The organism is Enterobacter sp. 6722112, from assembly GCF_058661685.1.
This window is the reverse complement of the sequence record NZ_JBZWGR010000007.1, coordinates 1,824,383-1,836,554: the sequence shown is the minus strand read 5'-3', so window position 1 is coordinate 1,836,554 and position 12,172 is coordinate 1,824,383. Positions and strand designations below refer to the sequence as shown.

The 12,172-nt window shown below is 52.8% G+C and carries 13 protein-coding genes and 3 pseudogenes; 9 read left to right on the top strand and 7 right to left on the bottom strand.

All coding sequences use genetic code 11. The annotated features are described in order from the left end of the window. Positions 1-7: 7 nt before the first annotated feature. Complete coding sequence (gene manD / locus AC4OVU_RS10380; RefSeq protein WP_017384541.1) at positions 8-1,222, bottom strand: D-mannonate dehydratase ManD; 1,215 nt, start codon at positions 1,220-1,222, stop codon at positions 8-10. 111 nt (positions 1,223-1,333) lie between these two features. Further along, complete coding sequence (locus AC4OVU_RS10375) at positions 1,334-1,660, bottom strand: YnfA family protein (RefSeq protein WP_003857412.1); 327 nt, start codon at positions 1,658-1,660, stop codon at positions 1,334-1,336. A gap of 150 nt (positions 1,661-1,810) precedes the next feature. Here AC4OVU_RS10375 and AC4OVU_RS10370 point away from each other — a divergent pair, with 150 nt between their 5' ends. Together AC4OVU_RS10370 and speG are read left to right on the top strand one after the other, a co-directional pair. After that, the gene (locus AC4OVU_RS10370) at positions 1,811-2,149 is read left to right on the top strand and encodes a DUF1283 family protein (protein ID WP_006808856.1); all 339 of its coding nucleotides are present in this window, start codon (positions 1,811-1,813) and stop codon (positions 2,147-2,149) included. Then, complete coding sequence (gene speG, locus AC4OVU_RS10365; RefSeq protein ID WP_003857416.1) at positions 2,149-2,709, top strand: spermidine N1-acetyltransferase; 561 nt, start codon at positions 2,149-2,151, stop codon at positions 2,707-2,709. Before AC4OVU_RS10370 ends, speG begins: the two co-directional genes overlap by 1 nt. A gap of 17 nt (positions 2,710-2,726) precedes the next feature. Here speG and AC4OVU_RS10360 read toward each other — a convergent pair whose 3' ends face one another. Continuing rightward, positions 2,727-3,437, bottom strand: a complete 711-nt coding sequence (locus AC4OVU_RS10360) for a YnfC family lipoprotein (protein WP_110292982.1) — start codon at positions 3,435-3,437, stop codon at positions 2,727-2,729. 136 nt (positions 3,438-3,573) lie between these two features. Between AC4OVU_RS10360 and AC4OVU_RS10355 the strand changes: the two genes are divergently transcribed. The 7 genes and pseudogenes from AC4OVU_RS10355 to AC4OVU_RS10325 all read left to right on the top strand — a co-directional run bounded on the left by AC4OVU_RS10355 (position 3,574) and on the right by AC4OVU_RS10325 (position 9,823). Next, the gene (locus AC4OVU_RS10355; RefSeq protein WP_160160645.1) at positions 3,574-4,329 is read left to right on the top strand and encodes a glycosyltransferase family 25 protein; all 756 of its coding nucleotides are present in this window, start codon (positions 3,574-3,576) and stop codon (positions 4,327-4,329) included. A 128-nt stretch (positions 4,330-4,457) separates the two neighbouring features. Further along, the gene (locus tag AC4OVU_RS10350; protein ID WP_003857424.1) at positions 4,458-4,763 is read left to right on the top strand and encodes a DUF1161 domain-containing protein; all 306 of its coding nucleotides are present in this window, start codon (positions 4,458-4,460) and stop codon (positions 4,761-4,763) included. A gap of 130 nt (positions 4,764-4,893) precedes the next feature. After that, positions 4,894-7,259 (top strand): annotated as a pseudogene (ynfE, locus tag AC4OVU_RS10345) (selenate/tellurate reductase subunit YnfE). Between the two features lie 10 nt (positions 7,260-7,269). After that, positions 7,270-7,887, top strand: a complete 618-nt coding sequence (locus AC4OVU_RS10340; RefSeq protein WP_017384545.1) for a DMSO/selenate family reductase complex B subunit — start codon at positions 7,270-7,272, stop codon at positions 7,885-7,887. Position 7,888: 1 nt separating this feature from the next. Then, entirely contained in the window at positions 7,889-8,743 is an 855-nt protein-coding gene (locus tag AC4OVU_RS10335) for a dimethyl sulfoxide reductase anchor subunit family protein (RefSeq protein WP_491928672.1), read from the top strand. A gap of 44 nt (positions 8,744-8,787) precedes the next feature. Then, positions 8,788-9,402, top strand: coding sequence for a Tat proofreading chaperone DmsD (dmsD, locus tag AC4OVU_RS10330; protein ID WP_045339616.1), 615 nt, complete (start codon positions 8,788-8,790; stop codon positions 9,400-9,402). A gap of 109 nt (positions 9,403-9,511) precedes the next feature. Then, positions 9,512-9,823 carry a YebG family protein gene (locus AC4OVU_RS10325; protein ID WP_017384548.1) on the top strand — a complete coding sequence of 104 codons (312 nt, stop codon included), beginning with the start codon at positions 9,512-9,514 and terminating at the stop codon, positions 9,821-9,823. A gap of 114 nt (positions 9,824-9,937) precedes the next feature. On the opposite strand, the gene AC4OVU_RS10320 is transcribed toward AC4OVU_RS10325, so the two are convergent. The 4 genes and pseudogenes from AC4OVU_RS10320 to AC4OVU_RS10305 all read right to left on the bottom strand — a co-directional run. Beyond that, positions 9,938-10,252 (bottom strand): hypothetical protein, encoded by a 315-nt coding sequence (locus tag AC4OVU_RS10320; RefSeq protein ID WP_017384549.1) that lies wholly within the window; start codon positions 10,250-10,252, stop codon positions 9,938-9,940. A 38-nt stretch (positions 10,253-10,290) separates the two neighbouring features. Continuing rightward, positions 10,291-10,506: pseudogene (locus tag AC4OVU_RS10315) on the bottom strand (CatA-like O-acetyltransferase); the annotation flags it as partial. Positions 10,507-10,653: 147 nt separating this feature from the next. Then, entirely contained in the window at positions 10,654-11,634 is a 981-nt protein-coding gene (locus AC4OVU_RS10310) for an IS5-like element IS5 family transposase (RefSeq protein WP_000019403.1), read from the bottom strand. 70 nt (positions 11,635-11,704) lie between these two features. Continuing rightward, positions 11,705-12,166, bottom strand: a pseudogene (locus AC4OVU_RS10305) (CatA-like O-acetyltransferase); the annotation flags it as partial. Between the last annotated feature and the right edge of the window lie 6 nt (positions 12,167-12,172).

Genomic DNA, 12,172 nt, shown 5'->3' with positions numbered 1-12,172 from the left:
TCCTCGTTTACCAGTTCCAGAGGGTGCCGTCTTCCAGACGAGCCACCGGCAGATAAGCCGGATCGTACGGGTATTTCGCCGCCAGCTTCTCATCAAACTCAATGCCCAGCCCTGGCTTGTCGCCCGGGTGCATATAGCCGTTATCGAAGCGCCAGCTGTGCGGGAACACTTCCAGCATCTGCTCCGAATACCCCATATACTCTTGCACGCCAAAGTTCGGTACCCACAGGTCAAAATGCAGCGCCGCGGCGTGGCAAATCGGCGACAGATCCGACGGGCCGTGTGAGCCGGTACGCACCTGATAAAGTGAGGCAAAGTCCGCAATGCGACGCATCCCGGTGATGCCGCCCGCATGGGTTATGGTGGCGCGGATATAGTCAATGAGCTGCTCTTCAATCAGCTGCTTGCAGTCCCAGATGCTGTTGAACACTTCCCCCACCGCAATTGGCGTGACGGTGTGCTGGCGGATCAGGCGGAAACACTCCTGGTTTTCAGCGGGAGTCGGATCTTCCATCCAGAACAGACGGTACTCTTCAATGCTTTTGCCGAATCGCGCCGCTTCGATGGGCGTCAGACGGTGGTGCATGTCGTGAAGGAGATGTTCATTGAAGCCGAACTGACTGCGCACTGCGTCGAACAGTTTCGGCGTGAAGTCGAGGTATTTTTCAGTGGACCATAGCTGCTCTTCCGGCCAGGCGCCCTTGGTCGCTGGCTCATACGCCAGCCCTTTTCCTTTTGCCATGCCGTAGGTGGTTTTCATTCCCGGCACGCCGCACTGCACGCGAATTGCCTTGAAGCCCATCTCTTTATGACGGGCATAATCTTCCAGCACGTCGTCAATGGTGTGCCCGGTGGTGTGACAATAAACCATCACCCCTTCCCGGGAGGCTCCGCCCAGAAGCTGATAGAGCGGCATGTTCGCGGCTTTCGCCTTAATGTCCCACAGCGCCATATCCACGGCAGAAATCGCTGACATGGTGACCGGACCACGACGCCAGTAAGCGCCTTTATAGAAGAACTGCCAGATATCTTCGATGCGGTGCGCATCGCGGCCAATCAACTGAGGGCACAGGTGATCTTTCAGGTAGGAGGCAACGGAAAGTTCACGTCCGTTCAGCGTGGCATCACCCAGGCCGACAATGCCCTCATCGGTGGTGATTTTAAGGGTGACAAAGTTACGCCCCGGGCAGGTGACAAATACTTCAGCCCCGACAATCTTCATAATCCATTTCCTTACATCGCTCGTTGTGATGCAGGAAATTTACGCAACTACACTACTACCATACAAGTATAATGATCGTAAAATCAGCGGGCGATCACACTATAAGGACGCTTATGCGCGTCCCCAACCGGCCACGATGATCAACATGCCGCACAGGGCAATCAGCGCGCCTGCCCAGTCATACAGGCTTAGCCTGACGCCATCGACAACGCGCAGCCACAGCAGCGCGGTACAGACGTACACTCCGCCGTAGGCCGCATATACCCTCCCGCTGGCGGCCGGATGCAGGGTGAGCAGCCAGACAAAAAGGGCCAGGGACACACCCGCCGGGATCAGCAGCAGCGCGGAAGCGCCCCGCTTTAGCCAGAGCCACGGCAAAAAGCATCCGATGATTTCGCACAGCGCGGTCGCGAAAAAAAGCAGCGTCGTTTTGAACATTTTTCTCGTTTCGTGAGGATTGATTTAGACATCATACGCGATAATGTTCACATCGTTCCCATACCTGCCGCGCGGGTATGACACCCTTTCGGATTGGTGTAGAATCCAACGGGGTAATCCGATTGTCTGCACCCGTTTAAAGGAAACGCTATGACTACATTAAGCAAACGCCTTTGTCTGACAGCCGTACTGGCGCTGTCATCGTTCGCCTTCGCCGCAACGGCATCAGCCGAAACCAGCAAACTCATCATTGAGTCTGGTGACAGCGCGCAAAGCCGTCAGAACGCCGCCATGGACAAAGAACAATGGAATGACACCCGCAGCCTGCGTCAGAAAGTGAATAAGCGCGTGGAAAAAGAGTGGGATAAAGAAGACGTCGCGTTTGATGCCCGCGACAAATGCCAGCAAAGTGCCAACGTCAACGCCTATTGGGAGCCTAACACCCTGCGCTGTCTGGATCGTCGCACTGGCCGCACGGTAGCACCGTAATGTCGACGCCGTGTGACGTTAAGCTCCGTCCGCTGGAGCGCGAAGATTTACGCTTTGTTCACCAGCTCGACAACAATGCCAGCGTGATGCGCTACTGGTTTGAAGAGCCTTATGAGGCGTTTGTCGAGCTGTCCGATCTCTACGACAAGCATATCCACGATCAGAGTGAACGCCGGTTTGTGGTGGAGTGCGAAGGTGAGAAAGCCGGGCTGGTTGAACTGGTTGAGATCAACCACGTTCACCGTCGAGCGGAATTTCAGATCATTATTTCACCGGAGCACCAGGGGAAAGGTCTTGCGTCGCGGGCGGCAAAGCTGGCGATGGATTACGGGTTTAACGTCCTGAATCTCTACAAGCTTTACCTTATCGTCGACAAAGAGAACGAAAAAGCGATTCATATCTACCGTAAGCTGGGCTTTATGGTGGAAGGTGAACTGATCCATGAGTTCTTTATTAACGGCGAATACCGTAACACCATCCGCATGTGCATTTTCCAGCATCAGCATCTGGCCGGGCATAAGTCCTCCTCCGCCAGCCTGCTTAAACCCACCGCGCAGTAACCTGCGCGGTTTTATTCTCAATAATATTCAATGCTGTTTTTGATGGTGTACTTGTGCTCAACGGCAGGTTTGACGCTGTCATCGGTGATCACCAGCTCACAGCTCACCGGGTTATTGTGGCGATCGTAATCACAGCTCTGCTTTACATTGCCCATCGGTTTATCGTTCAACAGGCTTACCGCCGTATAATCCATGCGCTTGCGCAGATCTTTCGACGGCACCGACTTGACCGATAAACGCTTGTCGCCGGAAACCGTAGTTTTACCCAGCGGGTAGCCGTCGGCGTCATACTGGTACTTCACTTCCATCTCTTTGCTGTGCGCGGCAACCACAAACCCGTTATCGTCGGTGTCCCACGTCAGGCCGGCAGACGGCAGTTCCGCCAGCTGACATTTCCCCTGCAACTTTACCTTCTGCTGCTGGGTTTCCGCATCGACGTAGTAGTTAGCATCCAGCACCAGCGCAACGCCCGTATTAGCGTCGAGATCGTGCAGTTCAAGCGTATCGAAACATCCTTCCGCTGACATCGTGCCGGTCACACGTTTAGAGACTTCACCCTTATCGTTGAACAGCGTCTGGGTAAAATCCTTCACCGGCCCGCGCAGAGGATCAAAGTCAAACTCGTTCGAAAAACTCGCCATCTCCGGCGTAAATGACAGCGGCGCGGTGTTGTTGTCGCATCCCACCAGTACCGTTGCCAGTAGCGTTATCGCTGCGTATTTGTTCACATCATTTACCGAAAGAATGAAAGGGTTGTGATACTCATAGTAGCAAATAGTATGGTAACGATGTTGAATTGGTTCGAATACTGGTAAAATGTACGAATGTAGTCCAGCCAAACAGTCTTCAAGGAACGTTCAAAGGATGAGAACTTTTATAATCAATCTCAAACACTCGCTCGAGCGTCGTGCAAAAATGGAATCTCAACTATTAAAGTTGAACATTGCACACGAATTTATCGAAGCAATTGACGGTCGGAAAATGACTGAAACTGAACGCAGAAATGTCACGCGTGAGGTGAATTATGCTTTTCTCCCAGGTGAAGTGGGTTGCGCATTAAGTCACCAGGAAATATATAAAAAAATAACATATGAAAATATCGACGCAGCTCTTATCCTCGAGGATGATGTCGTAATAAATAATGATTTACGTGAAATACTCGACAACGTAACGCTTAGCACGACTAAACCTGAGATTCTACTTCTTAGTCGAGTTAATAAATATTACAAAAAACCTCTCAAAAGCATAAATGGCTCATATAGCATTCATAAAACTCAACAAGCCACGACTGCTCACGCTTATATTATTAATCAAAAAGCTGCCAGTAATCTCCTTCAGAACCTATACCCTGTGTGGATGGTTTCTGACAAATGGAGCTTATTCGAAGATTTATCTTTGGCTAAAATTCATTCAATCATACCTTTTCCTGTATGTCTTTCCGAAGAAGCGAACGCCTCAACTATTAATGAATCGAAAGGCGATGCCGCTTTAGATGCCAAAAAGAAAGAAATCTGGGAATTGCTGATGCGGGAAAGACCTTTAGCTGCAAAGCTTCGCCAGCGTTACCGACGCGCGATTACACCATTGTTCAATCCAATAATAAATCAAGGGAAAGGGTAAGAGTATTTTTCTTTTTAATTACCGAGCGATTTAGCATTTCCAGGACTATTCAGAAAGACAGGTCCAAAAACAAAAGCTTACCCTAACCCTGCTATGCTTACAGTCCACACAGTGAAAAGGAGCTACAGATGAAACGGTTACCCTGGATTACCGCCCTGCTGTTAATGAGTGCTTCACCCGCTCTTCTTGCGGCCCCGGACTCCTGCGAGCGCGTGAAAAGCGACATTCAGCAGAAGATTATCAACAACGGCGTACCGGAGTCTGGCTTTACCCTGAACATCGTCCCGAACGATCAGGCCGATCAACCGGATGCGCAGGTCGTTGGGCATTGTGCCAACGATACTTTCAAAATTTTGTACACCCGCACCAGTAGCGGCAACTACCCGGTGAGCGGCGCAGGTACGCAAGAGAATGCGCCCGCTGAGCCGCAATGATTTTCCCACTCAATTCCCCTGATTTGACGAGGATTAATATTTAATACCTCTAAATAAGTAACACTCCCCCCATCATTAGCCCGGTTGTAGTCACGGGTGAAAATAATTATTAACAATGATGGGGTGAGTTATGTCCGAAGTTGAACATCACGGCGGTATAAGCCGTCGAACTCTGGTTAAATCTACTGCCATAGGATCCCTTGCGCTTGCCGCCGGTGGGATCGCATTACCTTTTGGTCTGAAAAGCGCCGCCGCCGCTGCGCGCTACGTCTGCACGTTCGCGATGACGAAGTCTACTGGGTTGAAACGGATAATACCGGCGAGGATATTTACGGCAACCATCAGGTTCGCGCCTGTCTGCGAGGCCGTTCAATTCGCCGTCGCATTAATCACCCAGACCGTCTGAATTATCCGATGAAACGCGTGGGCAAACGCGGAGAAGGCAAGTTTGAGCGTATCACCTGGGAAGAAGCGCTGGACACCATCGCCGCGAGCCTGAAAAGCGTGGTCGAAAAATACGGCAACGAAGCGGTCTACATTAACTACTCCTCCGGAATTGTAGGCGGCAACATCACCCGCTCCTCCCCTTATGCCTCGCTGGTCGCGCGCCTGATGAACTGCTACGGCGGCTTCCTCAGCCACTACGGCACCTACAGCACCGCGCAGATCGCCTGCGCAATGCCCTACACCTACGGCAGCAACGACGGCAACAGCACATCGGATATCGAAAACACCAAACTGGTCGTGATGTTCGGCAATAATCCGGCGGAAACGCGCATGAGCGGCGGCGGGATCACTTACTACCTTGAGCAGGCGCGCGAACGGTCAAACGCGCGGATGATCGTTATCGATCCGCGCTACACCGACACTGCCGCAGGGCGTGAAGACGAGTGGATCCCGATTCGTCCGGGCACCGATGCCGCGCTGGTGGCAGGTATTGCGTGGGTGCTGATTAATGAAAATCTGGTCGATCAACCTTTCCTCGATAAATACTGCGTGGGTTATGACGAAAAAACCCTGCCGGAAGGCGCACCGGCTAATGGTCATTACAAAGCCTATATTCTCGGCCAGGGTGATGACAAAACCGCGAAAACGCCTGAGTGGGCGTCTCGCATAACGGGCATCCCTGCCGATCGCATCATTAAGCTGGCCTGTGAAATCGGTTCGGCGAAACCGGCCTACATTTGCCAGGGCTGGGGCCCACAGCGTCAGGCTAACGGGGAGCAAACGTCCCGCGCCATCGCCATGCTGCCGATCCTGACCGGCAACGTCGGCATTAACGGCGGCAACAGCGGCGCGCGCGAATCGACCTACACCATCACCATCGAACGCATGCCACTGCCGGAAAATCCGGTGAAAACGCAAATCTCCTGCTTCAGCTGGACGGATGCCATTGCCCGTGGACCGGAGATGACCGCCCTGCGCGACGGCGTACGCGGCAAAGATAAGCTCGATGTGCCGATCAAGTTCATCTGGAACTACGCGGGTAATACCATCATCAACCAGCACTCCGATATCAACAAAACTCACGACATTTTGCAGGATGAGAACAAGTGCGAAACGATCGTCGTCATCGACAACTTTATGACCTCGTCCGCGAAGTATGCCGATATTGTTCTGCCGGACCTGATGACCGTCGAGCAGGAAGATATCATCCCCAACGATTACGCCGGCAACATGGGATACCTGATTTTTCTCCAGCCGGTTACCGCCCCGAAGTTCGAGCGCAAGCCCATCTACTGGATCATGAGTGAAGTGGCGAAACGCCTCGGACCGGATATCCATCAGAAATTCACCGAAGGCCGTACGCAGGAGCAGTGGCTGCGCTACCTGTACGCCAAAATGGTCGCCAAAGATCCGCTGCTGCCATCCTACGATGCGCTGAAAAAAATGGGTATTTATAAGCGCAAAGATCCTAACGGACATTTTGTCGCCTATAAAAAATTCCGTGACGATCCGGATGCCAATCCGCTGAAAACCCCGTCGGGCAAAATCGAGATCTACTCCAGCAAGCTGGCGGATATTGCGGCAACCTGGGAACTGCAAAAAGACGAAACCATCACCCCGCTGCCGGTCTATACCTCAACCTTTGAAGGCTGGGACGCGCCCGAGCGCAGCAAATTCCCGCTGCAACTGTTCGGTTTCCACTTTAAAGCCCGTACCCACTCCAGCTACGGCAACGTGGATGTGCTCCAGGCCGCCTGTCGCCAAGAGGTGTGGCTTAACCCTGTGGATGCGGAGCAACGTGGAATCAAAAACGGGGATATGGTGCGCGTCTTCAACGACCGCGGCGAAGTGCGTATTGCCGCGAAAGTCACCCCGCGCATCATGCCCGGCGTAAGTGCGATGGGCCAGGGCGCCTGGCATGACGCCAATATGAACGGCGATCGTGTCGATCACGGCTCCTGCATCAATACCCTGACCACGCACCGCCCGTCACCGCTGGCGAAAGGCAACCCGCAGCACACGAACCTGGTGCAGATCGAGAAGGCATAAGGATTAACCGATGACTACCCAGTATGGATTTTTTATTGATTCCAGCCGCTGCACCGGGTGTAAAACCTGCGAGCTGGCCTGCAAGGATTACAAAGACCTGACCCCGGACGTCAGCTTCCGGCGTATTTATGAATATGCGGGCGGCGACTGGCAGGAGGACAACGGCGTCTGGCATCAGAATGTCTTCGCCTATTACCTGTCGATTGCCTGCAACCACTGCGAAGATCCGGCCTGCACCAAGGTCTGCCCGAGCGGGGCAATGCACAAGCGCGACGACGGTTTTGTGGTGGTGGACGAGGATGTCTGCATCGGCTGTCGCTACTGCCACATGGCCTGCCCGTACGGCGCGCCGCAGTACAATGCCGCCAAAGGTCACATGACCAAGTGCGACGGCTGCCATAGCCGCGTGGCGGACGGCAAAAAGCCCATCTGCGTCGAGTCTTGCCCGCTGCGCGCGCTGGACTTTGGCCCGATTGAGGAGCTGCGCAAAAAACACGGTCAGCTTGCTGCCGTCGCGCCGCTGCCGTCTGCGCACTTCACGAAGCCGAGTATTGTGATTAAACCTAACGCCAACAGCCGTCCGACGGGTGACACCACAGGCTACCTGGCAAACCCGAAGGAGGTGTGAGATGGGAAGTGGATGGCATGAATGGCCGCTGGTGATCTTCACCGTTTTCGGGCAGTGCGTGGCCGGCGCGTTAATCGTGATGGGCTTCGTCTGGCTTAAGGAAAATGATGACAAGGCCAGAATGCGTATCGTGCGCAGCCTGTTTTGTCTCTGGCTGGTAATGGGTATTGGGTTTATGGCCTCGGTACTGCATCTTGGCTCCCCGCTGCGTGCCTTCAACTCGCTTAACCGCGTGGGCGCGTCAGCGCTGAGTAATGAGATCGCGGCGGGTTCGATCTTCTTTGCCGTGGGCGGTTTCTGGTGGCTGGTGTCGGTTATCGGTAAAATGCCCCCAGCTTTGGGCAAAATCTGGCTGGTTGTCAGCCAGATCCTGGGCATCGTTTTTGTCTGGGCGATGACCCGGGTCTATCAGATTGAGACTGTCCCGACCTGGTATACGGGTTACACCACGCTGAGCTTCTTCCTGACGATGGTTCTGGCTGGTCCTCTGCTGGCCGCGCTGCTGCTGCGCGTTGCAAACGTGACATTCAAAAGTACTCTTGCTGCGTCAGTCAGCGCACTGGCACTTATCGTCTGCGTGGCGGTCGTCGTGTTGCAAAGCAATACGCTGGGGACAATACAGAGTTCCATCCAGCAGGCTAACGCCCTGCTTCCGGATTATGGTTCGCTTCAGGTATGGCGCATCGCGTTGCTGGCAGCGGGTTTAGGCTGCTGGATCTGCCCGCTGATTCGTCGTCAGGAGCCAAAAACGCTCGGCCTGTTTGCAGGTGTCGTGCTGGTGGTGCTGGGTGAACTGATTGGCCGTGGGCTATTTTATGGTCTGCATATGACCGCAGGGTTAGCAATTGCAGGTTAACACAGGTGCGCGGGGCTACCCGCGCGCAAGTAAGGAAAGTTGTAATGAATGACGTCTCACACCGCGAATCGTTCGCGTTCAGCGCCCGGGTACTGGGCGCGCTGTTTTATTTCGCTCCAGACAGCGAGCAGACCGCGCCGCTGGTGAGTGCCCTGACCGCAGGTGACTGGGTTCAGGACTGGCCGCTGGCGGAGGGAAATCTGCTGCCTGTCGCCAGTATGTTTAAGACCCCATCGGATGAAGCGTTGAAAGACGCCTGGCAGCGTCTGTTTATTGGCCCGTATGCCCTGCCCGCCCCCCCGTGGGGCTCGGTCTGGCTTGATCGCGAGTCCGTGCTGTTTGGCGATTCGACCCTCGCGTTGCGTCAGTGGATGCGTGAAAACCATATCGCCTTTGAGATGCAGCAGAATGAGCCTGAAGATCATTTCGGAACGTTGCTGATGCTGGCGGCATGGCTTGCCGAGAACGGTCGCGAAACAGAACGCGACCAGCTTCTTGCCTGGCATCTGCTGCCATGGAGCACGCGTTTCCTTAGCGTATTCGTTGAAAACGCGGCCCATCCGTTCTACACCGCGCTGGGTAAACTTGCCCAGCTGACGCTGGCGGAATGGCAGTCCACTTTGCTGATCCCGATTGCCGAAAAAACGCTGTACCGATAACAGCACCTGGCTTGTCCACCCGTTGTGCAGGCCAGGCTCGCACATTTTTGCTGCAACACAACGTCACAACTGCCATACTGTATATAATTACAGTATACGGGGGTGCACAATGGCTGTTGAAACAAAATTTGTTGTCGTAAGAAAAGGTGAAGAAAAAATGACATTTGCCAGTAAGAAAGAGGCTGACGCTCACGACAAACTGCTCGATATGGCAGAAGCGTTTACCGACTGGCTGTTGCAAAGCGGAATGCAGATGGATGAAACGCAGGCGGAGAACCTTGGTCTTTATCTCGCCGAGCAGAAAGAGTCCGTGCAGCATATCCTGCGTACCAGCAAGCTTCCCGAGCTCAATGCTGAAACGGATAAAACAGCATCAGATGCGGACAGCAGCAAAAAAATCCGGGCCGTCAAAGCCGCCTGATTGTCAGAACGTCTCATCACCTGTCCTGCCGCCGCGGGCCGGAAACGGCTCGCGGCTTTATTAAGGTCGGCTGAACCTTATATTCATCAACTGTAACCCTGAAAATACGTCCTGTTATCTTGATTTGTCCGCCTCAACGTTTACGCTGATATTCAGCCTTTTTGCTTCCATGGTTATCATTGTTTTGGCCAGGTCCTTATCGCCCCCGTGCACTTTATCTATCAGATCCTGTACAAGGGTCATCATCAGGAAGTTTTTATTTGCAGGATAGAAATCTGCCGTAGTGATCCCGTTATCCTTCAGGCGCTGATGCGCTACCGTCTCTGTATCTGCGATTATTTCAGCTACTTTCTCATGCATGATCTCGATCTGCTCGAAAACAATGCGGTTAATCATTTCAATCTGTTCTGGCGTAAAATTCGGTTCCATTATTTCCCCTCGTCAGGCGTATGTTAAAAACACGTGAATCACACGTTGAACGCCTCTGAATGGTGCGGTAAATTATCACACAACTCTTGTAACTCGTTGATCAGCCTGGCCACATGGAAACCGTCACAGACAGAATGATGGACCTGAACGGCGAAAGGCAACAAGACCTTTCCATCCTGGTTATAGTATTTTCCAAACGTGAACATGGGCGCAAAAAAATTCCGCATGTTAGCGACGTTGACGTTAAAACTGCTAAGGAAGGTGCGAATAAGCGGGGAAATTCTTCTCGGCTGACTCAGTCATTTCATTTCTTCATGTTTGAGCCGTTTTTTCTCCCGTAAATGCCTTGAATCAGCCTATTTAGACCGTTTCTTCGCCATTTAAGGCGTTATTCCCAGTTTTTAGTGAGATCTCTCCCACTGACGTATCATTTGGTCCGCCCGAAACAGGTTGGCCAGCGTGAATAACATCGCCAGTTGGTTATCGTTTTTCAGCAACCCCTTGTATCTGGCTTTCACGAAGCCGAACTGTCGCTTGATGATGCGAAATGGGTGCTCCACCCTGGCCCGGATGCTGGCTTTCATGTATTCGATGTTGATGGCCGTTTTGTTCTTGCGTGGATGCTGTTTCAAGGTTCTTACCTTGCCGGGGCGCTCGGCGATCAGCCAGTCCACATCCACCTCGGCCAGCTCCTCGCGCTGTGGCGCCCCTTGGTAGCCGGCATCGGCTGAGACAAATTGCTCCTCTCCATGCAGCAGATTACCCAGCTGATTGAGGTCATGCTCGTTGGCCGCGGTGGTGACCAGGCTGTGGGTCAGGCCACTCTTGGCATCGACACCAATGTGGGCCTTCATGCCAAAGTGCCACTGATTGCCTTTCTTGGTCTGATGCATCTCCGGATCGCGTTGCTGCTCTTTGTTCTTGGTCGAGCTGGGTGCCTCAATGATGGTGGCATCGACCAAGGTGCCTTGAGTCATCATGACGCCTGCTTCGGCCAGCCAGCGATTGATGGTCTTGAACAATTGGCGGGCCAGTTGATGCTGCTCCAGCAGGTGGCGGAAATTCATGATGGTGGTGCGGTCAGGCAAGGCGCTATCCAGGGATAACCGGGCAAACAGACGCATGGAGGCGATTTCGTACAGAGCATCTTCCATCGCGCCATCGCTCAGGTTGTACCAATGCTGCATGCAGTGAATGCGTAGCATGGTTTCCAGCGGATAAGGTCGCCGGCCATTACCAGCCTTGGGGTAAAACGGCTCGATGACTTCCACCATGTTTTGCCATGGCAGAATCTGCTCCATGCGGGAGAGGAAAATCTCTTTTCTGGTCTGACGGCGCTTACTGCTGAATTCACTGTCGGCGAAGGTAAGTTGATGACTCATGATGAACCCTGTTCCATGGCTCCAGATGACAAACATGATCTCATATCAGGGACTTGTTCGCACCTTCCCTAAAACTGACCCACGGAATATCCGATATGAAGAATATATTCTCCCGGAACTCTTCTTTAGGCCAGTAAGCAAGGATATTGCCATAGCGGGCAACATCTTCTGCATAAACGCGCTGAAAATGGTGAATATTTCCATCGTAATGACTCCATAACGATGAAAACGTCTCCGTTTCTTTATGGAAAAGGGTATAGCTTGGATGAACCTCATTCCATATTACAAGCTCATCATCCTTCATGGCCATACGGAATTCCGGATGCCGGTTTACGACGTCAGAAATAAGGGAAATAATCGCAGGATAAAATTTCCAGCCAACCTCTTTGATATGCTTTAGCAGCACGGTAATGTCCAGCTGAACCGTTTGGTTAAATGTAGATTGAGCAAAGCCCTGAAATACTTCAAAGTGTTCCTTTCTTGCCCAACGTGATAAGTCAACTACCGTATATTCTGGCATTATTTTTGTCATTTCAGA